Source organism: Luteipulveratus mongoliensis, assembly GCF_001190945.1.
Taxonomy (GTDB): Bacteria; Actinomycetota; Actinomycetes; order Actinomycetales; family Dermatophilaceae; genus Luteipulveratus; species Luteipulveratus mongoliensis.
Genome location: NZ_CP011112.1, coordinates 3,350,498 through 3,372,482 on the forward strand (window position 1 = coordinate 3,350,498; position 21,985 = coordinate 3,372,482).

General features: G+C 68.4%; 23 protein-coding genes and 1 tRNA gene. 8 read left to right on the forward strand and 16 right to left on the reverse strand.

The window, feature by feature from the left end; genetic code table 11:
• The first annotated feature begins 79 nt into the window (after positions 1 to 79).
• Both VV02_RS15935 and VV02_RS15940 read left to right on the forward strand, forming a co-directional pair.
• The gene (locus VV02_RS15935; RefSeq protein WP_052593023.1) at positions 80 to 928 is read left to right on the forward strand and encodes a PAC2 family protein; all 849 of its coding nucleotides are present in this window, start codon (positions 80 to 82) and stop codon (positions 926 to 928) included.
• A 272-nt stretch (positions 929 to 1,200) separates the two neighbouring features.
• Complete coding sequence (locus VV02_RS15940; protein ID WP_157063426.1) at positions 1,201 to 2,574, forward strand: hypothetical protein; 1,374 nt, start codon at positions 1,201 to 1,203, stop codon at positions 2,572 to 2,574.
• A 386-nt stretch (positions 2,575 to 2,960) separates the two neighbouring features.
• Here the strand turns inward: VV02_RS15940 and mshC are convergent, their stop codons facing one another.
• The 4 genes from mshC to VV02_RS15960 are packed head-to-tail and all read right to left on the reverse strand — an operon-like array spanning position 2,961 to position 6,296.
• Positions 2,961 to 4,226, reverse strand: coding sequence for a cysteine--1-D-myo-inosityl 2-amino-2-deoxy-alpha-D-glucopyranoside ligase (gene mshC, locus VV02_RS15945; RefSeq protein WP_052593027.1), 1,266 nt, complete (start codon positions 4,224 to 4,226; stop codon positions 2,961 to 2,963).
• A gap of 18 nt (positions 4,227 to 4,244) precedes the next feature.
• Positions 4,245 to 5,033 (reverse strand): SCO1664 family protein, encoded by a 789-nt coding sequence (locus VV02_RS15950; RefSeq protein WP_052593029.1) that lies wholly within the window; start codon positions 5,031 to 5,033, stop codon positions 4,245 to 4,247.
• A gap of 3 nt (positions 5,034 to 5,036) precedes the next feature.
• Positions 5,037 to 5,576 (reverse strand): DUF3090 domain-containing protein, encoded by a 540-nt coding sequence (locus VV02_RS15955; RefSeq protein ID WP_052593031.1) that lies wholly within the window; start codon positions 5,574 to 5,576, stop codon positions 5,037 to 5,039.
• 9 nt (positions 5,577 to 5,585) lie between these two features.
• A complete protein-coding gene (locus tag VV02_RS15960; protein WP_052597107.1) occupies positions 5,586 to 6,296 on the reverse strand; it encodes a histidine phosphatase family protein in 711 nt (236 codons plus the stop codon).
• Positions 6,297 to 6,350: 54 nt separating this feature from the next.
• Between VV02_RS15960 and VV02_RS15965 the strand changes: the two genes are divergently transcribed.
• Complete coding sequence (locus VV02_RS15965; RefSeq protein ID WP_052593033.1) at positions 6,351 to 7,346, forward strand: magnesium and cobalt transport protein CorA; 996 nt, start codon at positions 6,351 to 6,353, stop codon at positions 7,344 to 7,346.
• Between the two features lie 4 nt (positions 7,347 to 7,350).
• Here the strand turns inward: VV02_RS15965 and VV02_RS15970 are convergent, their stop codons facing one another.
• The 5 genes from VV02_RS15970 to VV02_RS15990 all read right to left on the reverse strand — a co-directional run bounded on the left by VV02_RS15970 (position 7,351) and on the right by VV02_RS15990 (position 12,554).
• Complete coding sequence (locus tag VV02_RS15970) at positions 7,351 to 8,217, reverse strand: RNA polymerase sigma-70 factor (protein WP_052593035.1); 867 nt, start codon at positions 8,215 to 8,217, stop codon at positions 7,351 to 7,353.
• The gene (locus VV02_RS15975) at positions 8,214 to 9,305 is read right to left on the reverse strand and encodes an NAD(P)/FAD-dependent oxidoreductase (protein ID WP_052593037.1); all 1,092 of its coding nucleotides are present in this window, start codon (positions 9,303 to 9,305) and stop codon (positions 8,214 to 8,216) included. Before VV02_RS15975 ends, VV02_RS15970 begins: the two co-directional genes overlap by 4 nt.
• A 102-nt stretch (positions 9,306 to 9,407) precedes the next feature.
• Positions 9,408 to 10,325: a pseudouridine-5'-phosphate glycosidase gene (locus VV02_RS15980; protein WP_052593039.1), complete on the reverse strand. Its 918-nt coding sequence runs from the start codon at positions 10,323 to 10,325 to the stop codon at positions 9,408 to 9,410.
• A complete protein-coding gene (locus VV02_RS15985) occupies positions 10,322 to 11,434 on the reverse strand; it encodes a carbohydrate kinase (RefSeq protein WP_052593041.1) in 1,113 nt (370 codons plus the stop codon). Before VV02_RS15985 ends, VV02_RS15980 begins: the two co-directional genes overlap by 4 nt.
• Positions 11,435 to 11,489: 55 nt before the next feature.
• Positions 11,490 to 12,554 carry an LLM class F420-dependent oxidoreductase gene (locus VV02_RS15990; protein ID WP_052593043.1) on the reverse strand — a complete coding sequence of 355 codons (1,065 nt, stop codon included), beginning with the start codon at positions 12,552 to 12,554 and terminating at the stop codon, positions 11,490 to 11,492.
• Positions 12,555 to 12,611: 57 nt separating this feature from the next.
• Here VV02_RS15990 and VV02_RS15995 point away from each other — a divergent pair, with 57 nt between their 5' ends.
• Positions 12,612 to 13,544: an aldo/keto reductase gene (locus tag VV02_RS15995; RefSeq protein WP_052593044.1), complete on the forward strand. Its 933-nt coding sequence runs from the start codon at positions 12,612 to 12,614 to the stop codon at positions 13,542 to 13,544.
• A 70-nt stretch (positions 13,545 to 13,614) separates the two neighbouring features.
• On the opposite strand, the gene VV02_RS26450 is transcribed toward VV02_RS15995, so the two are convergent.
• A complete protein-coding gene (locus VV02_RS26450; RefSeq protein ID WP_052593046.1) occupies positions 13,615 to 13,956 on the reverse strand; it encodes a hypothetical protein in 342 nt (113 codons plus the stop codon).
• 39 nt (positions 13,957 to 13,995) lie between these two features.
• Between VV02_RS26450 and VV02_RS16005 the strand changes: the two genes are divergently transcribed.
• Positions 13,996 to 14,181 (forward strand): DUF5703 family protein, encoded by a 186-nt coding sequence (locus VV02_RS16005; protein WP_052593048.1) that lies wholly within the window; start codon positions 13,996 to 13,998, stop codon positions 14,179 to 14,181.
• A 19-nt stretch (positions 14,182 to 14,200) separates the two neighbouring features.
• Here VV02_RS16005 and VV02_RS16010 read toward each other — a convergent pair whose 3' ends face one another.
• Together VV02_RS16010 and VV02_RS16015 are read right to left on the reverse strand one after the other, a co-directional pair.
• The gene (locus VV02_RS16010) at positions 14,201 to 15,541 is read right to left on the reverse strand and encodes a M20/M25/M40 family metallo-hydrolase (RefSeq protein WP_052593050.1); all 1,341 of its coding nucleotides are present in this window, start codon (positions 15,539 to 15,541) and stop codon (positions 14,201 to 14,203) included.
• 43 nt (positions 15,542 to 15,584) lie between these two features.
• Positions 15,585 to 17,120, reverse strand: a complete 1,536-nt coding sequence (locus tag VV02_RS16015; RefSeq protein ID WP_052593052.1) for an ATP-dependent DNA ligase — start codon at positions 17,118 to 17,120, stop codon at positions 15,585 to 15,587.
• Between the two features lie 64 nt (positions 17,121 to 17,184).
• Here VV02_RS16015 and VV02_RS16020 point away from each other — a divergent pair, with 64 nt between their 5' ends.
• Positions 17,185 to 18,204: an NADP-dependent oxidoreductase gene (locus tag VV02_RS16020; protein ID WP_052593054.1), complete on the forward strand. Its 1,020-nt coding sequence runs from the start codon at positions 17,185 to 17,187 to the stop codon at positions 18,202 to 18,204.
• A 25-nt stretch (positions 18,205 to 18,229) separates the two neighbouring features.
• Here the strand turns inward: VV02_RS16020 and VV02_RS16025 are convergent, their stop codons facing one another.
• Complete coding sequence (locus VV02_RS16025) at positions 18,230 to 18,700, reverse strand: DUF2599 domain-containing protein (protein ID WP_218917425.1); 471 nt, start codon at positions 18,698 to 18,700, stop codon at positions 18,230 to 18,232.
• A 158-nt stretch (positions 18,701 to 18,858) separates the two neighbouring features.
• Here VV02_RS16025 and VV02_RS16030 point away from each other — a divergent pair, with 158 nt between their 5' ends.
• Complete coding sequence (locus tag VV02_RS16030; RefSeq protein WP_052593058.1) at positions 18,859 to 19,323, forward strand: HNH endonuclease; 465 nt, start codon at positions 18,859 to 18,861, stop codon at positions 19,321 to 19,323.
• A gap of 49 nt (positions 19,324 to 19,372) precedes the next feature.
• On the opposite strand, the gene VV02_RS16035 is transcribed toward VV02_RS16030, so the two are convergent.
• The 3 genes from VV02_RS16035 to VV02_RS16045 all read right to left on the reverse strand — a co-directional run bounded on the left by VV02_RS16035 (position 19,373) and on the right by VV02_RS16045 (position 20,880).
• A tRNA-Leu gene (locus VV02_RS16035) sits at positions 19,373 to 19,460 on the reverse strand.
• 131 nt (positions 19,461 to 19,591) lie between these two features.
• Positions 19,592 to 20,296, reverse strand: a complete 705-nt coding sequence (locus tag VV02_RS16040; protein ID WP_052593060.1) for a DUF6036 family nucleotidyltransferase — start codon at positions 20,294 to 20,296, stop codon at positions 19,592 to 19,594.
• Positions 20,293 to 20,880: a helix-turn-helix domain-containing protein gene (locus tag VV02_RS16045; protein ID WP_052593062.1), complete on the reverse strand. Its 588-nt coding sequence runs from the start codon at positions 20,878 to 20,880 to the stop codon at positions 20,293 to 20,295. The genes VV02_RS16040 and VV02_RS16045 overlap by 4 nt, the downstream gene beginning before the upstream one ends.
• Positions 20,881 to 21,034: 154 nt before the next feature.
• On the opposite strand from VV02_RS16045, the gene VV02_RS16050 reads away from it, so the two are divergent.
• Positions 21,035 to 21,979: a L,D-transpeptidase family protein gene (locus tag VV02_RS16050; protein WP_083450562.1), complete on the forward strand. Its 945-nt coding sequence runs from the start codon at positions 21,035 to 21,037 to the stop codon at positions 21,977 to 21,979.
• Positions 21,980 to 21,985: the final 6 nt, after the last annotated feature.

A 21,985-nucleotide genomic window follows, 5' to 3' on the forward strand; every position in this document is an offset into this window, starting at 1 on the left:
TTAGGGTGGGACGACGCCGGTGGCCCCGGCGGCCGGGCCCGGCTCGCCGTGTGCTCTCAATCGTCCCGAGGGAGGCTGCGTGATCCAGCTCGAGGATCTGCCGGAGCTGCGCGACCCAATCATGATCGCCGCGTTCGAGGGCTGGAACGACGCCGGTGAGACCGCGACTGCCACATTGGCCCACCTGGCCCGTATGTGGGACGCCGAGCCGATCGCTGCTCTGGACCCCGAGGACTACTACGACTTCCAGGTCAACCGGCCGCGAATCACCAACGAGGACGGCCGTCGTACGCTCCGCTGGCCCACCACGCGGGTGCTGCTGGCGCGCGACACGCCGCTCGACCGGGACGTGCTGCTGGTCCAGGGCATCGAGCCGTCGATGCGGTGGGCAGCCTTCACCGAGGAGATCATCTCCCTCGCCGAGGACCTCGACGTCACGATGCTCATCACGCTCGGCGGCCTGCTGGCCGATGTGCCGCACACTCGGCCGATCCCGGTCACGGTCACCTCCGAGCACGAGGAGACCCGGCACCGCTACGACCTGGAGCAGAGCCACTACGAAGGCCCGACCGGCATCATCGGCGTCGTGGTCGACGCGGCCGACCGTGCCGGGATGTCGACACTGTCGTGCTGGGCAGCTGTGCCGCACTACGCCGGCGGCAGCCCTTCGCCCAAGGCGACGCTCGCGCTGCTCACCCGGCTCGAGGAGCTCTTCGACACGTTGATCGGGCACGCCGACCTGGCTGACCTAGCACGTGCCTGGGAGCACGGCGTGGACGAGCTGGCTGCTTCCGACGACGAGGTGGCCGAATACGTCCACTCGCTCGAAGAGGCGCAGGACACCACTGATCTGCCCGAGGCCAGCGGCGATGCGATCGCGCGCGAGTTCGAGCGCTACCTGCGCCGTCGCCAGGAGGACGAGAGCTAGCCGCCTCGCTGGACAGGCCCGAAGTTCATTGACCCGGGAGACGTCCACACGTCGTACCGCTCCCTTAGCATCGCGCCTGGCACGTGTTGGACCGTTGGGGGGCAGACGATGGTTGAGATCCAACCGAATACGACGACGAGGTCGACCGGCTGTCGATCTGCGGAGCGCGATGGGTCACTGAGGTGAGTGCGGATTCGGGGTTTGAGATCCCGCCTGGTGATCCGGACGGCCTGGATCGGGCGGCGCGCACGTTGGGGTCGTTGGGTACGTCGTTGGGCACCAGCGATTTGAAGCGTGCCGAGTCGGGGATGGTGACCGCGACGCGGGGGTGGACCGGTCCGCGGAAGAACGACTTCACCGACGCCGGTGCGGGGATGCAGATCCACCTCAAGACGTTGGCGACCGCGCTGACGGGGGCCAGTGGTGCGTTGCACCGGTACGCGACGGTGCTACGGACCGCGCAACAAGACATCGCCCGCTACGCCGGCGCGGCGCAGCACGCCGCGGACGTCGCCGACCGAGCCGAGAAGAACGGCAAACCCGATGTCACCGCGGACACGCGTGCGACGCAGGCAGCCAACCACAACCGGAACATGGCAGGCGGCGCCCGGAGTGACGTGCACACCGCGAAGACTGCGTTGTTGGGCAAGCTGCACGACATCGGAACGGTCCTGGTCCCTGGCACCGAGACCCTCACGGATGCGCAGGTCGCGCAAAAGGTGCTGGCCGCGTTCGGTCAGACCGGGCTGCCCGCGACCGGCGCCACCAAAGACCAAGCCTGGGGCGCCCTGGCCAAAGCCCGCACCGACTCACCAACCGATGTCGTCCGTGCTGATGGCACCGTGGCGTGGGCGGTGCTCTACCCACCACCAACCAAACCCGCCACCGACCTGTCCACGCTCGGCCCACTCAGTGCCACGTCCACCGCCCACGGCAAGTGGGGATTGAAGTCGATTGGTTCCGCCTTGGGAGGCTTCGTCCGCTCCACCGCGGAGGGCCCCGTACGCCTCGTCCAAGGCACCGCCCAGTCCACCTTCGGCGGACTCATCAGCCTGGGGGGCGCCGCCAGCTCCAACCCCACCACCAAGCACGTCGCCACCAACCAGGCGTGGCGATACCAAGCCGACGGCACCACGAACACCCAAGCCGGCGCCGTACCCACACTCCTGCTGTTCGCCGGCGTGGGCGCCGGGACGGAGTCGGCGCCGGTCGGTTCCTGGCTTCGGGCACGCTACCCATTCGGAACCGCTAAGAGCATCGGAGCAACAGAAAACGTCGTCGACGTTACCGGGCCCAGATTCTGGACATCGTGGCCGAATTACCCAAAGGTAACCGTAGACGGTAAATCCTACGCGCAGATCGGTGACCGCCTCTACTCTAGACACGCCGTAGACCGAATGCAGCCCAGCGGTATGCGCTATTCACCTCACCCAGGTCCAGGCGAGGGTGGGAAGACTGGCGGTATGCCCGAAATTCGCCAGGTGGGCGGCGACTACGGGCGGGGAGTCGCGCCGCGTTATATTGAGGACGTCATCATGAACACCAAAGGGGAGACGCAAGTCAACGGCAACACTATTCATGATGGGGGTAGTTTGGAAGTTATTCTTAGCCCACAGGGACGAGTTGTGACGGTGATCACCAAGTGAATGAAGGAAACCCAGCAGAGGACCTTCGCAGCGTTCGCCGTCGACTGCGCGAGGCCGACGCAGACGTTGACGTTGAATCTATCCAGGACGAATTCCATCGCCTAGTATTCCGCCTCCATAACGCCAGTCCAGATGGCGAGCGAAAACTCGCAACTATGCTGAACGACGTCGAAAGGATTCGATTCTCGCTCCTGCCTGAGGATCAACCAAAAGCCGTCGCCGAGGTTCTAGACCGGGCTCAGGTGCTCTTCGATGACGCTTCGTGAGCGTCGTTACCCCGCAACCGTGCGATCCGCGTCAGGGGACGGCTGAGAATCAGCAGTCCGACGATCCCGTTGCGCGCTCTCGCAGTCCTGACCCGCGACGGTTGATCAGCTCGCTGAAGGTCAGAGGCGAACGCCGAGCAGGGTGTCGAGGGCGGCCGACAGCTGCTGACCGGGACCGTCGACATGCGTCTCGGACTCGCGACCCGCCTCGGCGACCCAGGCGTCCACGACCTCCAGCGCGCGTTCGCTGTGCAGGTCGTCGGCCAGGAATCCGCGGATCGCCTCGACCACGGGCTCGGCCGCCGGACCACGGTCGGCCGCGATGGCGTCGCGCCAGCGCTCGAGACGCTCGCTCGCCTGCTTGAGCAGGCTGTCGGTGTACTCCCAGTCGGTGCGGTAGTGCTGCGCCAGCAGGACCAGCCGTACGGCCATCGGGTCGATGCCATCGCGCCGCAGGTCGGAGACGCGGACGAGGTTGCCCTTGGACTTGCTCATCTTCTCGCCGTCGTAACCGACCATGCCCTGGTGGGCGTAGACCTGCGCGAACGGCGTGTGACCGGTCAGCGCGGCTGCCTGCACCGCGCTCATCTCGTGGTGCGGGAAGATCAGGTCGCTCCCGCCGCCCTGCACGTCGAACCCGTCACCGAGCAGGTTGAGCGCCAGCGTCGTGCACTCGATGTGCCAGCCCGGGCGGCCCGGCCCGGCCGCGCCGCCGTCCCAGGACGGCTCCCCCGGTCGCACTCCGTGCCACAGCAGGGGGTCGAGCTGGTCGTGCTTGCCGACGCGGTCCGGGTCGCCTCCACGATCGGCGAAGACGTCCATCATCTGCTCACGAGACCAGTGCGACACCTCACCGAAGGACGGCTGCTGCGCCAGGTCTAGGTAGATGTCCTGGACACCCTCCTGCCCGGCCTCCGACGGGTCCACCGCCAGGGCGTACGCCGCGCCTGAGCTGAGCAGGCGCGTCACCGTCTCGACGTGCTGAGGCATGGTCTCCACGACCCCGACGTAGTGGTCCGGCGCGAGCACTCGCAGCGCGGTCATGTCGTCGTGGAACAGCTGGATCTCCGAGGTCGCCAGGTCCTGCCACGCAACGCCGTCACGCTCGGCGCGCTCCAGGAGCGGGTCATCGATGTCCGTGGTGTTCTGCACGTAGTGGACGTCGTGGCCCGCCGCCCGCAGGGCGCGGTTGACCAGGTCGAAGGTGACGTAGGTGGCCGCGTGGCCCAGGTGCGTGGCGTCGTACGGGGTGATGCCACAGACGTACATCCGCGCAGTGCCCTCGGGAGACACCGCCCGTCCCTGCTGGGACGCGGTGTCGAAGAGGGTCAGTGGTCCGCTCTGACCAGGGAGCTCGGGCAGGACAGGCGAGGACCATGACTTCACAGCGGGCAGCCTACGGCGTCACCAGAGAGGCCACGGGAGGGGCGTCCGGCCCGCCGGTGGCACCGGGAACGTTCCACGCTGCAACAGCCTGTCGACCCGGTTGCTGAGCGCATCCACCTCGTCCTCAGTCAGGACAGGGGCGAGGTCAGCGGCGAGCGAGCCGTCCGCGAGCGCCGCGGCCAGGCGTTGCAGCCGGCCACGGTCATCCTCCGGCAGCGGGTCACCGGCCCAGCCCCAGAGGATCGTGCGCAGCTTGGGCTCGGCATGGCAGGTGATGCCGTGGTCGATGGCCCAGAGCTGGTCACCGTCCTCGATGAGATGGCTGCCCTTGCGGTCGGCGTTGTTGATGACGATGTCGAGCACCGCGAGCGAGGCCAGTCGCGGGTCGTCGGCGTGCGAGAGCGCGACCGGGCCGTCGTCCTGCAGCTCCAGCGCCACGATCGGCAGGAAGCCCTCCGCCAGGTCCGCCACCGGGTCCAACCGAACCAGTGAGATCGCGTCCTCGGGCTCCAGCGGTCCGACCCAGCGTTGCACCGAGCCTGGTCCGAGGGGGCCGTCGCGCAGGACGGTCTCCGGGATGTGGGTCCAGCCACCCGCCCGAGCGATCAGGTAGGTCGCGAGCTCGCGTCCGGCCAGCGTCCCGTCCGGGAAGTCCCACAGATCACGTTCGCCGCGAATCGGCTTGTAGACCGCGGTAACTCGCTCGTCGGCCGCGTCGACCCAGACCCGCAGCGCGAGGTTGGATGCCTCAACGAGCTGGCCCTCGACCTCGACCTCGCCGGTCGCGAGGACAGATTCGATGTCCACCGCTCAGCGGCGGTAGCCGTTGGCGCGCGGACAGATGTGACCCTCGGTGTCGAGCGGGCCACCGCAGAACGGGCAGGGCGGTCGGCCCTGCGCGACAGCGGCCAGGCTGCGCCGGGCGAACTCGCGGGCGTCGGCCGGCCCGACGATGACGCGCAGCACGGAGGAGTCCGGTTGGGTGACCTCGACCAGCTCGTCGCCCTCCTCGGAGGGTTCGAGCTGCACCTCACCGTCGTGGCACTCGATGACGACCGCGTGCCGCGCTTCCTCCCACGCGAGGCTCAAGGTGCCGACACGGAACTCGTCCTCGATCGGCGTGCTCAGCGGAGCGTTGTCCTCCGGCGCCGGCGGTGCGTCCGCGGCCGCGCCGACCTCATCGAGCAGCTCGTTCACGCGATCGGCCAGCACTTCGACCTGTTGCTTCTCCAGGGACACCGAGGTGACCCTACGGCCCTGAGAGACCTGCAGGAAGAAGGTGCGTTGGCCGGGCGGACCGACCGTGCCGGAGATGAACCGGTCCGGTCGGTCGTACTCGATGACGGGCATGGACCGAGCCTAATCCGCAGCGCCGGTCTCGCCGCCAGGGGTCGCATCGCTCGCCCGCGCCTGCTCCTCGGTCGGCGGCCGCAGGTCCTCGATCGAGGCGCCGTTGTCGTTGGTGCGTACGACGAACGGCCGGCTCTCGGTGTAGCGCACGGCCGAGACCGACGCCGGATTGACGGTGATCCGTTGGAAGAGATCGAGGTGCGTACCGAGGGCGTCGGCCAGCACCGCCTTGATGATGTCGCCGTGCGAGATGGCTGCCCAGACCGCACGAGCGCCGTGCTCGGCCTCCACCTGCGCGTCGATCCGTCGTACGGCTGCCACGGCTCGGGCCTGCATCTGGGCCATCGACTCGTTCTCGAAGTCGGGTGACGGCGGGAAGGTGACTGCGGACGGCTGCTGCTGCACGATCTTCCAGAGCGGCTCCTGCGCCAGGTCCTTGATCGAGTGTCCTGTCCAGGCGCCGTAGCGGCACTCCCCCAGTCCGTCCTCGGTCACGACCTCGAGCTCGCGGCCGCTCACGAGGGCGCTAGCCGTCTCCCGGCAGCGCTGGAGCGGGCTGGAGACGAGGCGCACGAGCGGAAGGTCGTGCAGCCGCTGTGCGACGCCCTCGACCTGCTGCTGTCCGGTGTCGTCGAGACCGACGCCCTCGGACCAGCCGGCGAGCACACCGGAGGTGTTTGCGGTCGTACGTCCATGGCGGATGAGGAGGACGGTGGGCACTCGGTCACTGTACGGGTGCGTGCGCTGGAGGGCCGGGCGTGGTGACATAGGCCAGTGATCGTGGACCAGGCCGTCTATCGCGACGGCAAGCGACTCCAGTGCGGGGATCTCAGCGACGAGCTGGACCAGCTGCACAAGGAGAAGGCCGGGTTCCTCTGGATCGGGCTCAAGGACCCGACTCTGGAGGAGTTCGACCTGGTCAAGGACGAGCTCGACCTCCATCCGTTAGCCGTCGAGGACGCCGTCACCGGCGACCAGCGGCCCAAGGTCGAGCGCTATCCCAACGGCAACCTGTTCGTCGTCATGAAGACGCTGAGCTACGTCGAGGAGACCTCGGACGTGGAGACCGGCGAGGTGATGCTCTTCATCGGCGAGCGCTTCGCGGTGACCGTACGCCGGGGCGAGCCCGCTCCCCTCGCTCCCGTCCGGGCGGCCCTGGAGCATGCGCCCGAGCTGCTCGCGCACGGCCCGGTCGCGGTGCTCTACTCCGTGATGGACGCTGTGGTCGACAACTACATGCGCATCGACGACGAGCTCGCCGATGACCTGGACCGCATCGAGCGGGACGTCTTCTCGGCTGACCGCACCACCAACGTCCAGGAGATCTACTCCCTCAAACGTGAGGTGCTGGAGACCCGCCGAGCCGCGCTGCCCCTGGTGGAGCCGCTCATGCGCATGCTGAAGGCCGGGCTGCTCCCGAAGGAGGCGCTGCCGTTCTTCCGCGACATCAACGACCACCTGCTGCGGGTCGTGGACCACATCGAAACCTACGACCGGTTGCTCACCGACGTGCTCAACGCCCACCTGGCGCAGGTGTCGGTGCAGCAGAACGGCGATATGCGCAAGATCTCGGCCTGGGTGGCGGTGGCGGCGTTCCCGACCATGGTGGCCGGCATCTACGGCATGAACTTCTCCGGCATGCCAGAGCTCACGGCCTCCTTCGACATCGGCGGCTCGGAGTACTACTACGGCTACTTCGTCGTGCTCGCGTTCATCGTCGTCGGCTGTGTGTTCATCTACCGAGCATTCAAGAAGTCTGGCTGGCTCTGACGGTCTAGCTGGGTCCGCCCACGGACGTGAGCTTCTCCGGGTTGCGGACGCAGTAGATCGCGGTGACGCGGTCGCCGCGGACCTCCATCGAGGTGACCTGGTCGATCACGCCGTCCAGGTGTACGACCACGGCCGGCATGCCGTTGTAGACGCCGACCCGGATGTCCATCTCGCCCATCCCGGCGCCTTTGGTGAGCAGCCCGAGGACGAGCCGCGCGACCTTCTCCTGGCCCTCGACCGGCCGTCGTACGGTCGTGACGACGCCGCCACCGTCCCCGATGAAGACGACATCCGGGGCCAGCGCCTTCATCAGCCCGTCGATGTCGCCGGTGGCCGCGGCCGCCATGAACCGCTCCGCGACAATCTGTGCCTCGGCCGGCGTGGCGACCGCTGTCTGCCGTCGCTCGTGCACGCGCTCACGGGCGCGATGGTTGATCTGGCGTACGGCTGCCTCGGTCTTGTCGACCGCGGCCGCGATCTCGGGATAGCTGAAGGCGAACACTTCGCGGAGCACGAACACCGCACGCTGAGTCGGGTTCAACGTCTCCAGCACGAGCATCATCGCCGTCGTCACGGCCTCGCCGGTCAGGACGTGGTCGACGCTGTCCGGGGACGTCTCGATCGGCTCGGGGAGCCAGGGGCCGACGTAGTCCTCCCGCCGGCGGGACGCCGCCCGCAGCATCGTGAGCGCCTGCCGGGTAACGATCTTCGCGAGGTAGGCCCGCGGGTGCTCCACCGTTGTCTGATCGACCGACTGCCAGCGCAGGTACGAGTCCTGCACGGCGTCCTCGGCCGCTGTCACCGAGCCGAGGATCTCGTAGGCGATCGAGAACAGCAGCGGTCGGTGACTCGTGAACTCCTCGGCAGTCACCGTGCCCCCGGCAGCCAGACGTAACGGGCGGTCCGCGGCCCGTAGGCCGCGTAGCGGCAGACGACTTCCTTGACGAGCGACGCGAGCCGGCCAGAGACGTACAAGCGTCGCGGCGAGTCATCGCGTCGGCACACCTGTGCCACGGCATCGCGCCGACCGAGACTGACGTTCTGCCCGACGTATCCCATCGAGTACGGCTTGGGCCGGGCTCCGGAGATCATGCGCGCCAACGTATCCGCGGCATGAGCACCCTGGGGCGCGGCCGTCGCACACGCCATCCGCATGCCAGGAACGGCGGCACAGTCACCGACGACGAAGACCCGCGGGTCGGTCACGCTGCGCAGGTACTCGTCCACGATCGCGCGACCCTCGGCGTTGACCGCAAGGCCGCTGCGTCCGGGCAGGTCTGCCCTGCTCGACACGATCGCCCACAGGGTGAGGTCTGAGTCCAGCATCGCCCCGGAGCCGAGCGTCAGGACGTCATGCTCTCCGGGGATGGCGTCCACCTCGGCGACGGTCTCTTCGAAGACCTCGACACCCAGCCGGTCGAGCGCCCGATGCACCCGCTCACGAGCCCCGGCCGACAGGCTCGCGGCGATCGTCCCCGCCACGAGCCGTACCTCCAGGTCCGGGCGGGCCTCGGCGATCTCGGACGCTGTCTCGAGCCCGGTCAGTCCTCCGCCGACGACGGTGACGACGCTGCCCTCCGCCAGCTCGGCCATGGCCGCGCGGGCCTGCTCGGCCCCCTCCCAGGTCCCGACCGGGATCGTGCCGGGCATCGGCGTGACCGTGCTGCCCACCGCAAGGAACAGGTAGTCGAAGTCGAGGCTCTCGCCATCGGTCAGCGTCAGAGAGCCTTCCCCCACCTTGTCGACCTCGCCGATCGTCATCGCGATGCCCTCCTGGAGGGCATTCACCAGCGGTGTCGCCGCGGTGCCGGACCCGGCCACCTGCTGGTGCAGTCGTACTCGTTCGACGAACTCAGGGCGTGGGTTGACCACCGTGATCTCGACGTCCTCGGCTTTCTTGGCCAGTCGATTCGCTGCGAGCGTCCCTGCGTAACCGGCGCCTACCACCACGACCTTCATACCTGCCTCCTGCGTGAGTCCGATCGGTCGTAGATGGGATGCCGCCCAGACCGCTCCTGTGACAGGTGCGGTCGTGACGTACGTCACGTCTTGACCGCGGACTCAGCCTGCCGCGTACGCCTTCGCGATCCGGGCGCCCAGCCGCGCGTTGTTCTTCACGAGGGCGATGTTGGCGACCAGGCTGGTGCCGCCGGTGAGCTCGACGATCCTCCCGAGGAGGTACGGCGTCGCGTCCTTGCCGTGGATACCGAGCCTGTCGAGGTCGGCCAGCGCCTGCTCGATGGTCGCGTCCATCTCACCGGCGGGGATCTCGTCGGCTTCGGGGATCGGATTGACGACGGCCAACCCGCCGGCGATACCGAGGTCCCATTTCGCGGCCATGACAGCCGCCACCTGCTCGGGGGCGTCGGCGCGCGCCGGTGCACGGTGGCCGCTCTGGCGCGAGAAGAAGGCCGGGAAGTCGTCGGTCCCGTAGGCCAGCACGGGAACGCTCAGCGTCTCCAGCGTCTCCAGCGTCAGGCCGATGTCGAGGATGCTCTTGACGCCGGCCGAGACGACGGCGACGTCGGTGAGCGACAGCTCGGTGAGGTCCGCGCTGACGTCGAAAGTCCGCTCTGCTCCTCGGTGTACGCCACCCAGCCCCCCGGTCACGAACACCCGGATCCCGGCGAGCGCGGCGAGTCGCATCGTGGCGGCGACGGTGGTCGCGCCGTGACCGCCGGCTGCGACGACCGTCGGGATGTCCCGCACGCTGACCTTGCTCACGGCGTCGCTGGTGGCCAGCAGCTCGAGATCGTCCGAGCCGAGGCCGATCCGAGGCCGTCCGTCGAGGATCGCGATCGTCGCGGGCACCGCGCCCTCCTCACGGATGATCGCCTCGACCTCGACCGCCATGGCGACGTTCTGCGGGTAGGGCATGCCGTGACTGATGATCGTGCTCTCGAGCGCCACCACTGGGCGACTGTCTCGCAACGCCTGCGCCACCTCGTCGGTGACGGTGAGAGAAGGGTGCGGCGTCATGCGTGCTCCTGGGTGAGGGCCGAGCGGATCAGCCGGTCGGTGAGGTCGGGACGGACGGTGTGGGTGGACGCGACGGTCAGGGTGGCCGCCGCCTGGCCGAGCCGAGCGGCCACGGCGAGCTCGTCGCCCGCCAGCAGCCCGTGGCAGAAGCCCGCGAGCATCGCGTCGCCCGCGCCCGTGACGTCCTGCACCTCCGTCGTCGGTGCGGCGATGCGCGTCGTCGTGCCGTCGTGGGAAGCCAGGACCGAGCCGCCCTCTCCGAGACGCACCCAGACGTGCTGTACGCCGCGAGCGTGCAGATCGCCGATCGCCGCGCTCAGCTGGCGCTCGGTCCGTGTCGGCAGGCCGGTCAGGGCGGCCAGCTCGTCGCGGTTGGGCGTCACGGCGAACACCACCTGACCGGCGACCAGATGAGGAGCGAGGAGCCCGGCCTTGGCCACGCTGACGGGCTCGACGACCACCCGCACCTGCGCTGCAGTGGCGAGGCCGAGCGCGTGCGCGAACGTCGGTGCAGCCAGGTTGCCGTCGAGGACCACGACGCCCGCGGTCGTGATGACGTCCCGGCCGGCACCGAGGTGCTCGGGGGCGAGGGCGTCGGTGGCGCTCATGTCGGCCACCGCGACCAACAGCTCACCGTCGGCGTCCAGCACAGCGGCGTACGTGCCGGTCGGCAGGTCGGTGCGGTGCACGTAGTCCAGTCGTACGCCCGCCGCGGCGGTCTCGGCCAGCAGGGTGTCGCCGAAAGGGTCCCGCCCCACGGCGGCGATGAGGTGCGTACGGGTGCCGAGGCGGGCCAGGTTTTCCGCGATGTTGCGGCCCACGCCGCCCGACGACATCGACGCATGGCCGGGGTTGCTGGTCCCCGGTGTCGCCTTGGCACCGCTGCGCGCCTTGAGGTCGACGTTGGCACCGCCGATCACGACGACACCGGGCTGCTCGCTCAGCAGATAGCCGCGGCCGAGGATGACGCCCTTCTTGCCGAGGTTGGAAAGGTGCACGTTGACCGCGGCCCGGGTCATGCTCAACCGTTCGGCCATCGCCGCCGACCCGATCATCGGGTCCCGTCGGAGCAGCTCGACGACCTGCTGTTCGCGCTCGGTCAGGTTCATGCTTGCCACACTAAGGTGTACTTACTGCAATAAGTACGCCTTTTCGCTCAACCGGTCAGTCCGCGAGGCCTTCCTGCTCCAGCAGCTCGGCCATCGCCCGGACGGTGCGCAGCCGCTGCTCGAGGTCGTCCCCGTAGGGCGCGACGCAGAGCGTGGTGACGCCAGCTTCGGCGTAGCGGTGCATCCGGTCGGCGATCCGCGCCCGGTCGCCGACCAGCGCTGTCGCGTCAAGGAATTCGCGCGAGAGAGCGGCCGCTGCGTCGCGCGGTTTGCGATCGAGGTAGAGCTGCTGCACCCGCTCCGCCTCCTCACCGAATCCCGCTCTCACAGCCAGCCGGTTGTAGAAGTTCTGCTTCGCCGAACCCATGCCACCGACGTACAGCGCGGCATACGGACGGACCCGGTCGTACGCCTGGTCCAGGTCATCGCCCAGGCTCACCGGCACGCTCGGCGCGATATCGAACCCGTCCAGCGTGTCCGGGAGGTCAGCCGTACGCCGACCCGCGCGGATTGCGTCGTGCAGGTCACCGGCGTGCTCGGGCATGTAGAAGACCGGGAGCCACCCGTCGGCGAGCTCTCCGGTGAGCTTGAGGTTCTTGGGCCCGATCGCGGCCAGGTAGAGCGGGATGTGCTCGCGTACGGGACGCGTCGTCAGGTGCAGGGCCTTGCCCGGCCCGTCGGGCAACGGGAGCGTGAAGTGATCACCGTCGTACTCCAGGCGTTGCCGGCTCAGCGCCCGACGCACGATCTCGGCGTACTCACGCGTGCGGCCGAGCGGATCGGCGAACCGGACACCGTGCCAGCCCTCGCTGACCTGCGGGCCCGACACGCCGAGACCGAGGCGGAACCGGCCATCGGTGAGGGTGTCCAGCGTGCTCGCCGTCATCGCCGTCATGGCCGGTGTGCGCGCAGGGATCTGCATGATCGCGCTGCCGAGGTCGATGCCCTCGGTCTGCGCCCCCAGCCAGGCCAGGATCGTCGGCGCGTCCGAGCCGTACGCCTCGGCCACCCAGGCGACGTCGTAGCCGCATCGTTCGGCTTCCTGGACCAGCTCGCGCGGAGCCGACGCCTGCGCGTCCTTCGCCGAACCCCAGTAGCCCACCATCAGCCCAAGTCGCATGGCCCGACGTTATCCCGACGCACCCGGACCTCCCGTCCAGTCGGTAGGTTGCGCCTCATGCGTCACACTCCCCTCGGCCGGTCGGGCCTCCGTGTTTCCACGCTCACCCTGGGCACGCTCGGTTGGGGCACCGACGTCGACGTCGACTCCGCGCGCGAGCACCTCACCACCTACGCGGAGGCCGGCGGCACCACGATCGACACCGCCCACGGCTACGGCCTCGGTCAGACCGAGGAGATCGTCGGCGCGCTCATCGGCGACGTGATCCCTCGCGAGGACGTCACGATCATCACGAAAGCCGGGATCTCGCGTACGAGCGGGGACCGGGTCGTGGACACCTCGCGTGGTGCACTCATGCGCCAGCTGGACACCTCACTCAGCCGGATGCGTACCGACCACGTCGACCTGTGGCTGGTCCACACCTGGAGCGACGAACCGGCCCTGGAGGAGACGCTGTCGGCCCTGGAATGGGCGGTCACATCCGGTCGCGCGCGCTACGTCGGAGTGTCCAACTACCTCGCGTGGCAGATGGCGCGGGCGTACTCGTTGCTCGAGCTGGCTCGAGTTCCGTTGGTAGCAAACGAGATCGAGTACAACTTGCTTCGCCGCGACGCCGAGCACGAGACCGTCGCGGCCGCCGAGGCACTCGGCATCGGACTGCTGGCCTGGTCACCTCTGGCGCGCGGAGCGCTCACCGGCAAGTACCGGCACAACGTCCCTGCTGACTCGCGCGCCGCAGGACGGCCAGCGCTCCTGGAGCCCTATCTCGACGGGCACGCACGAGCGGTCATCGAGGCCGTCTGCACGGCCGCCGACGGCCTCGGCGCCAGCCCGGGCGAGGTCGCCCTCGCCTGGCTGACCGGACGGCCGCAGGTGAGCGGCGCCGTCATCGGCGCCCGCACCCTGGCTCAGCTGACCTCGGCACTCAAGGCGACCGAGCTCGCCGTGCCCGACCAGGTCATCCAGGCTCTCGACGAGGTCTCCGCCTGACGCAATCGGGGGGTCGTCCCGCGCCCTAGAAGGCACGAGATGACCCCCCGATCGTCAGGAGGCGATCAGCTCAGGTCGGAGCGTTGGCCGGCTTCTCCTCGGTGTCGTACTCCTCGTCGTCGAGCCCGGAGTACTCCGAGCCCTCGTCGTCATCGTCCTCGAAGTCCTCGTCGTCGTCTTCGTCTTCGTCATCATCGAAGTCCTCCTCGTCGCCGGCATAGATCTCCAGCGGCGTGACCTCGCCGTAGGTGTCCATCAGGGCGTCGTCGTAGGTCTCGAACGCGTCGGCGACGTCTCGATACGCAGCCACCACGGTCGGGTCGTTCTCCCCGCGCCGCGATGCTGCGGACTCCAGGTGCCGTTCAAGTGCAGTTACGAGCGCGGACAGTGCGGCACGCGGGTCATCCGTCATGACGCTGACGGTAGCGAATGTGTCGCAGAATAGGCAGCAATGATCCAGTACGAGTACCGCGTCCTCACGTTCCCGCGGGACGCCACCCGAACCGACGTCCGTCAGGTGCTGACCGAGCACGCTGAGTACGGGCACTGGGAGCTGGCGCGTACCCGCCTCTACCTCGGCGGCCACCGGCGTGTCTGGCTGCGGCGCAAGATCATCCGCGTCCAGCGCACTGCCTAGGGGCGCCCGACGACGTCGGTCAGCAGTCCGCCAAGAAGCGCTGCAGCGTACGAGCCCCGAACTTCAACGACTCCAACGGAACTCGCTCGTCGATGCCGTGGAACATCGGAGCGAAGTCGAGATCGGCGGGCAGCCGCAACGGGGCGAACCCGTAGCCGGTGATGCCGAGCTTCTTGAGTGCCTTGTTGTCGGTGCCGCCGGAGAGGCAGTACGGCAGGATCGCCGCGCCCGGGTCCTCGGCCAGCAGCGCACCCTTCATCTTGTCGACCAGGGCACCCTCGAACGGCGAGTCCAGCGCAATGTCACGATGCACGATCGTCACCTCGACGTGCTCACCGGCCAGCTCTCGGATCGTGGCCATCAGGTCCTCCTCGTGGCCCGGGAGGAATCGGCAGTCCAGTGACGCACTCGCACTCTGCGGGATGACGTTGTGCTTGTAGCCGCTGTCCAGCATGGTGAAGTTCGAGGTGTCACGCAGGGTGCCCTCGACGAATCCCCGCGCACCGCCGAGGTGCTGCAGCAGGTCCGAGGCGTCGTCGTCGGCGTACGAGACACCGGTCAGGTCGGACAGGCCGTCGAGCAGCTGGCGCACGGAGCCGATGTATTCACGCGGCCACACGTGCGCATCGATCCGCGCGATCGCCGCAGCCAGTCGTACGACGGCGTTCTCGTCGTTGGGGACCGAGCCGTGGCCCGCACGACCGTGCGCCGTCAGGCGCAGCCAGGCGATGCCCTTCTCGCCCGTCTGGAGGAGGTAGGCGCGCTGGTCCTGACCGTTCTTGTCCGGGAAGGTGACGCTGTAGCCGCCCACCTCGCTGATCGCCTCGGTCACGCCGTCGAACAGGTCCGGGTGCTGGTCGACCAGCCAGTGGCTCCCCTTGACTCCCCCGGCCTCCTCGTCCGCGAGGAAGGCGATCACGAGGTCGCGCGGCGGCTTCTTGCCGGTGCGCGCGAGGTCGCGGACGACGGACAGGATCATCGCGTCCATGTCCTTCATGTCCACCGCACCGCGGCCCCAGACGCAGTCGTCCTTGATCTCTGCACCGAACGGATTGACCTGCCAGTCCTCAGCATTGGCGGGTACGACGTCCAGGTGACCGTGCACGGCGAGTGCGCCTCGTGAGGAGTCCTCGCCCTCAATGCGTACGACGACGCTCGCCCTCCCGGGCTCACTCTCGAACAGCTCCGGGTCCAGGCCGACCTCGGTGAGCTCGGTCATGACATATTCGGCGGCTTTGCGCTCGCCGGGACCGCTGCCGTCGCCGTAGTTGCTCGTGTCGATCCCGATCAGGTCCTGACAGATCCGGACGACCTCGTCCTCGGGTGTCACGGTCTGGTCGGTCTGAGAGTTGTCGGCCATGTCATCCACTCTGCCACGGAGTCCGACAGCGCTGAGGGGCCCCTCAGGTCCAGTCGCGAAGTGCGCGGACCTGGTCGATGGTGTCGGCTTCCTCGGCCCGCTTGTCGTCGCGGTAACGCAGCACGCGGGCGAACCGCAGCGCCATCCCGCCCGGGTAGCGCGAGGACCGTTGTACGCCGTCGAACGCGATCTCGACGACCTGCTCAGGCCGCACTGTGACCACCCAGTCCCCGAGGTCTGTCGCGAGCTCGGTGAAGCGCGTGGTCTGCCAGGCGAGCATCTCGTCGGTCATGCCCTTGAACGTCTTGCCCAGCATCACGAAGCCGCCGGTCTCGGGATCGCGGGCGCCGAGATGGATGTTGGACAGCAGTCCTTTGCGCCGGCCGCTCCCCCACTCGATCGCGAGTACGGCGAGGTCGAGCGTGTGACGCGGCTTGACCTTGACCCAGCCGGCGCCACGCCGACCCGCGGCGTACGGCACCGACAGGTCCTTGACCACGACGCCCTCGTGGCCCTCGCTCACCCAGTGGTCGAAGAACTCCTGCGCCTGAGCCGGGTCCTGGGTCTCCAACCGGGGTACGACCATGGATTCCGGGACGAGACCGACCAGGGCCGCAATGCGCTCGTGCGCAGGCGCATCGATGAGATCCCGCCCGTCCACGTGCAGGAGATCGAAGAACCACGGCGTGACCGGCGTCGTACGCCGCAGCTCGGCCGGGTCCTTCGAGCTGGCGGTACGAGCGCCGGTCACCTGGAACGGATGAGGTGAGCCATCGGCGCGTAGCGCAATCACCTCTCCGTCGAGCACGACAGACTCGGCGGGCAGCGCGGCGACGGCGTCGACGATCTCGGGCAGCCGCTCGGTGACGTCGTCCAGGCTGCGGCTGAACAGCCTGACCTGGTCACCTCGTTTGTGAGCCTGGACGCGGATGCCGTCGAGCTTGCACTCCACCGCGAACGGCACGTCGGCCGGCAAGGTGTCCACGGCCGCGCTCACATCTGCGGCCGATCCGGCCAGCATCGGCCGCAGCGGCCTGCCGACCTCGAGCGTGATCTGGTCCAGCGCGGCCTGTCCCCCGGTCAGTGCTGCCGCGGCCACCGGGCCGGCGAACCCGGCGAGCATGACCGCACGCCTGACCGAGGCCTGCGGCACCTCAGCGGCCTCGGCGATCGCCGCCAGCATCACGCCGTCGAGAGCGCCCTGGCGGATCTCGCCGGTCATGAGCCCACGCAGGAACCCCTGCTCCGGCTCCGTGGCCGATTCGAACAGCTCCCGGACGAGCGCTGCGCGCGTAGCGGTCGAACCCACGCCGGCCGTCTCGGTGAGACGCCGCATCACCGCGTCGACGGCTGTCACCGTCAACGCAGCGGCGGGCGCGGGGTCGGGGAGCTGCGCGAGACCGCGCCACCCGACGCCGGTGCGTCGCTGCGGCAGCACGCCCGACAGGTAGGCAGTGACCAGCTCCACCTCGTCCGCAGGCGCAGTCCGCAGGAGCTCGGCAATGACCTGGGTCTTGGTGGTGCGCGAACGGGTGGCGCCGACCCGCGCGGAGGCGTCTACGACGTCGTACAGAAGCACGTCGTCAGTGTGGCGTAGGGCACCGACAGTTGCTCGGATCGGCTGCCTCCCGGAGAGTGGCCGCATGGCACAGACGACCCGCATCGTTCTCGCGTCCCGGCCGCACGGTGAGCCCACGCAGGAGGACTTCAGGACCGAGACCGTCAACCTCCCTGACCCAGGCCCGGGCGAGGCTCTGCTGGACACCCTGTATCTCTCGCTGGATCCCTACATGCGCGGCCGGATGAGCGATGCGCCGTCGTACGCAGCGCCGGTCCCGATCGGCGGCACGGTCGTCGGCGCCACGGTGTCTCGGGTGGTGCACTCGGCCGACGACTCGCTCGCTGCCGGCGATCTCGTGCTCGGCTATGGCGGCTGGCAGACGCGTTCGGTCGAGCGGGTCCGCTACCTGCGCCGGCTGGACCCCAAGGGCAGCATTCCCGTCTCCACCGCGCTTGGCGTGCTCGGGATGCCCGGTTTCACCGCGTACGCCGGCCTGCTCACGATCGGGCAGCCGAAGCCGGATGAGACGGTCGTCGTGGCCGCCGCGACGGGTCCCGTGGGCTCCGCCGTCGGCCAGATCGCGCGCATCAAGGGCGCACGTGCGGTCGGCATCGCCGGTGGGCCGCAGAAGGTCGCGTACCTGCAGGAGCTCGGCTTCGACGCCGCGCTCGACCACCGCGCGCCGGACTTCGTCGAGCAGCTCGCCGCGGCAACTCCGGACGGGATCGACGTCTACTTCGAGAATGTCGGTGGAGCCGTCTGGGACGCCGTACTGCCGCGGCTGAACACCTACGCGCGGGTGCCGCTCTGCGGTCTGGTCGCGGGCTACAACGCCACGTCGTTGCCCGAGGGTCCGGACCGCTCGGGCGCGCTGATGGGCACGATCCTGCGCAAGAGCCTCACCGTCCGAGGGTTCATCCAGACCGAGTTCGCTCCGACGCAGACGGACGCCTTCGTCCGGGACATGTCAGCGTGGGTGGCGTCCGGCGAGGTGACCTATCGCGAGGACATCGTCGACGGTCTGGACCACGCCGTCGAGGCGTTCCGCGGCATGCTGCGCGGCGACAACTTCGGCAAGGTCGTCATCCGCGTCAGCGACTGATCGAGCACGGTCACGGCTGGCGGGGTTACGGCTGGTCGGGGTCCCGGATGTCGCCCGGATTGCACTGTGCCGCAACGGTATTGGCGTAGCCGACAGCGGGCCGCCAGGGCTCGAGGTAGAAATGCAACTTCTCCGGGACGAAGAGCACGTGACAGGCGAGCTGGTCAGCCATGCCACGCGTGTCGGCGGAGGGCACTCTCGCGACGACCTCGCGCCACGCAGCATCGGCCACGTCGCGCGTCGCTGAGGACCGAAGCGCAGCCGTCGGCGTCACTGACAACGCTCGCCGGCCATCGCGCTTCGTCCAGACCACCGACGCGATGAACGGACCGGTCGGACGAGGTGCGGTGGTCGGTGACGGAGTCGGGGCCGGCCGCGGCGGCGAAGAAGTCGCCCGGGTGGGCGGCGTTGTCTGGGAGGTCTCGGTCCCAGAATCGGCACATCCCGCGAGCCCGATCAGGACCAGGACGAGAGCTGTCTGTCGGATGAGCCGCACGTGCCAAACGCTACGTGGGAGAAGGCGCTGATCGCGCGCCGCGATCGCATCGGCCATGCTTGGCAGAGGATCTCGACGTCAATTCCGCTTGGCACGAGGCCGATTCCGGCAGATTATGGCTCAGCGACGCTCACACGACCGCGAGGAGGTGAGCCGCCATGACGCAGGTCGCCGTCTGGAACGCCGATGAGACGTTCCTGCACACCGTGCCGCTGAAGCACGCCATCACGATGCTGCACCGACGTGTTGCCGAGATCCACGAGGCTGTCGAGGGTGAGACCTTCGGGCCGTACGCTCGCCCCAAGGTGCTGCGCCTCATCCGTTACGTCGTACGCCGGTGGGAGTACGCCAAGACCAAGGCCGCCTACTCGCGCGAAGGTGTCCTGGCTCGCGACGACGGCCGGTGTGCGTACTGCGGCCTCCCCGGCGCGGACACGATGGACCACATCCAGCCGCGCTCGCGGGGCGGCGCCACCTCCTGGATGAATGCCGTGGCGGCGCATCGCCACTGCAATCAGGTCAAGGGCGACCGGACACCCGAGGAGGCAGGGATGCCGCTGCTGTGGGAGCCCTACGTCCCGACCCGCGGCCGGCTGCATCGGGCGCGGCTGATCCACCCCTAGAAAGCAATCGCGCGAGCGGCCATGTTGCTGGCCGCTCGCGCGATCTGACTGGTGTCCGGAGGGGGACTTGAACCCCCACGCCCGTTAAAGGGCACTAGCACCTCAAGCTAGCGCGTCTGCCATTCCGCCACCCGGACAAGGTGTGCTCCGAGTCGATCTTACGACCGCCTCAGCGACGCCAGACGTTAGCACGCGGGCGCCCGAATCCTTGAATCGGTTCGAGGCTGCAGGGCCTCTCAAGGATCGCCGCAGGACCACGTCTTGAGAGTCAGCGGTCTCGCTCGAGCCCAGGCTCGCGACGATGCGGGGCACGATCTCCATGGCCCCGCCAAACTGAAGGCTCCGCAGGCAGTCGCTTGGACTCTCGAGCCCGGCTCAGTCGTTCGCTCATGGCTGACTCATCGCCCTTGAGCTGTGGTTCGTTGACCTCTCGGTCGCGCCGGACCGTCAGATGCTCTGCGAAGTAGCGGATCTCGGCCAGACCGTCAGGAACGATCATCTCGAGCTGGCCGACGTCGTAGACCTGCGCGACGACGTCGACCGCTTCCTCCGCGGTGGTAATGCCGAGCTCGTCGGCCAGGAGGAGCAGGTCGTCGATGTCACGTTCGCGGCCGGCGGCAAGCTTCATGGCCAGGAGATGCTCCGCGGGAGCGATCTGAACGGTGAGGCCACCGAGCTGCTCAGCATGGACGCCGTCCATCGCGCGGGGAGGAATGTAGGGGCCGGCGGATGAGTTCAGCCAGTTCGGCGGCAGATCGCGTTCCTGCGCTATGTCCCTGGCAATCGCCAGGACCTCCCGCTCTGGCTCGATCGCCGCGTCGACGTCCTGCGTCGTACGCGACCGTGAGTGGCGTAAGGCGATCGCCGCGCCGCCTACGACGTACACGGTGGCGTGGATGTCTTGATCCTGAAGCCGGTCTCCGAGGTCGGCAAGGAGGTCTCTGATCTCGTCAGGCGGAAGCTCACGACTCACAGCGTGACCAGGTCCTTGGCTCGGATCTGGATGCCGAACTGCGCAAGGTCCGGGTCGATCGGGTCGCTGGGTCGAATCGAGATCCTGGTCAGCGGGGTCCAGTCCGGGCTGACTCGCTGAGGTTGGGCCCAAGCGGGCGGTTCGAGACCCTTTTTCCTGAACGTGACAGCGGTGATGACGCGCATCAAAGTCTCCCATCGATCATCAGTGAGCTCACTGACACGCTCGTCCCACAACAGCCGGGCTTGACTCCGGGGTGCGGACAGCAGCTGGTCTCTGCCCTGAAGGAGCCAGCGCAGGGCATCGCTCGGGTGGTCCTTGTAGTCGCGCTCGACCGCCTCGGTGGTCTCATCCGCCGAGGCCCACTGTGTCCCGTTGGAGGGCAGCACACGACCGGCGATATCCATCATCCGCATCACCATGACCGCGGACGGGATCGTGTCGCCGCTCCGGTAGGCCGATAGACGGGACGGAGACGTCCCGACCTTCTCTGCGACCTCAGTGGCGGTCAAACCAGACTTCTCGACGAGCCTGTCGACCCAGGCCGCGGATCGGGCACGTTCGGTCGTGGTGATAGCTGCCATGGTCAAATCTTCTCATATTTGATAACCAGCGTCGGTCACGATCTGGACACGGCAGCGGATCAATCGCGCGTCAATCGACCTCTCAAAGCGTCTTCCATTCATGATCGGGAAGTTCCCCGCCTACGGCGGGGTGCGTCTGTGTCGGGAGGAACTCATGCGCATTCGAACCACGTCGCCGACGGCTCGCGCCGCTGCGGCTCTGTCCATCGCTGTCGCTGTGCTAGCTGTCGCGGGCTGTGGGGCAGACCCCGCGAAGCAGGCCGACTCCACGAGTCAGGCGAGCTCGACACCAGCGCCGGCACGAACGACTCCGGGCCTGGCGGGCCCCAGTACGACGCCGTCTCCGACATCGACCGACCTCGAACGAGTCGTCGGCATGACGCCGCTGATCAAGCCGAGCACCTCGACGAGCACCTCGAGCACGTCGACTGCGACGGCCAGTCCCACCTCGACCGGGTCAGCGGACCTGGCCACGAGCACCGAAGTCCTCGCTGTCGGGTCCAAGGGCCCCGGCGTACAGGCCGCTCAGACACGGCTCAAGGAGCTTGGCTACTGGATCCCGACCCCGGACGGTGAGTTCGGTGGCTCGACCAAGCAGGCGGTCTGGGCGTTACAGAAGGCTGCGGGCATCTCACGTACCGGCAAGATCGACGCCACGACTCGAACAGCGCTCGTCCGCGGTGCCGTGCCGCACCCGCGGACCAGCTCGGGCAGGGTCATCGAGATCGACATCGCCCGCCAGCTCCTGCTCGCCGTCGACGGCGGACACCTGACGGCCATCATCAACGCCTCGTCAGGCAATGGCGAGACATTCACGGTCAAGGACAAGAAGACCGGCAAGGAGACCAAGTACGTCGCGCGCACCGACCGCGGCAACTTCTCGGTCTACAAGGAAGAGAACGGTATGCACGAGTCCACCCTCGAGCTGGGCTCGATGTGGCGGCCGAAGTACTTCAACGGCGGCATCGCCGTCCACGGCTCCGGCTCAGTGCCGCCCCACCCCGCATCGCACGGCTGCGTCCGGGTGACCAACGCGACGATGAACTGGATCTGGGACTCCTGGGGTGCCTCCGTCGGCACCCCGGTCCTCGTCTACTAAGCCTTC

Bases quoted from the DNA above. Each gene is read 5' to 3' on its own strand.
- VV02_RS16030 (WP_052593058.1), top strand. From the start codon at position 18,859: ATGACGCAGGTCGCCGTCTGGAACGCCGATGAGACGTTCCTGCACACC.
- VV02_RS15985 (WP_052593041.1), bottom strand. From the start codon at position 11,434: ATGAACCTGACCGAGCGCGAACAGCAGGTCGTCGAGCTGCTCCGACGG.
- VV02_RS16020 (WP_052593054.1), top strand. From the start codon at position 17,185: ATGGCACAGACGACCCGCATCGTTCTCGCGTCCCGGCCGCACGGTGAG.
- VV02_RS16005 (WP_052593048.1), top strand. From the start codon at position 13,996: ATGATCCAGTACGAGTACCGCGTCCTCACGTTCCCGCGGGACGCCACC.
- VV02_RS26450 (WP_052593046.1), bottom strand. From the start codon at position 13,956: ATGACGGATGACCCGCGTGCCGCACTGTCCGCGCTCGTAACTGCACTT.
- VV02_RS16050 (WP_083450562.1), top strand. From the start codon at position 21,035: ATGCGCATTCGAACCACGTCGCCGACGGCTCGCGCCGCTGCGGCTCTG.
- VV02_RS15975 (WP_052593037.1), bottom strand. From the start codon at position 9,305: ATGAAGGTCGTGGTGGTAGGCGCCGGTTACGCAGGGACGCTCGCAGCG.
- VV02_RS15955 (WP_052593031.1), bottom strand. From the start codon at position 5,576: ATGCCCGTCATCGAGTACGACCGACCGGACCGGTTCATCTCCGGCACG.
- VV02_RS15995 (WP_052593044.1), top strand. From the start codon at position 12,612: ATGCGTCACACTCCCCTCGGCCGGTCGGGCCTCCGTGTTTCCACGCTC.
- VV02_RS16010 (WP_052593050.1), bottom strand. From the start codon at position 15,541: ATGGCCGACAACTCTCAGACCGACCAGACCGTGACACCCGAGGACGAG.
- VV02_RS16045 (WP_052593062.1), bottom strand. From the start codon at position 20,880: ATGGCAGCTATCACCACGACCGAACGTGCCCGATCCGCGGCCTGGGTC.
- VV02_RS15990 (WP_052593043.1), bottom strand. From the start codon at position 12,554: ATGCGACTTGGGCTGATGGTGGGCTACTGGGGTTCGGCGAAGGACGCG.
- VV02_RS15980 (WP_052593039.1), bottom strand. From the start codon at position 10,325: ATGACGCCGCACCCTTCTCTCACCGTCACCGACGAGGTGGCGCAGGCG.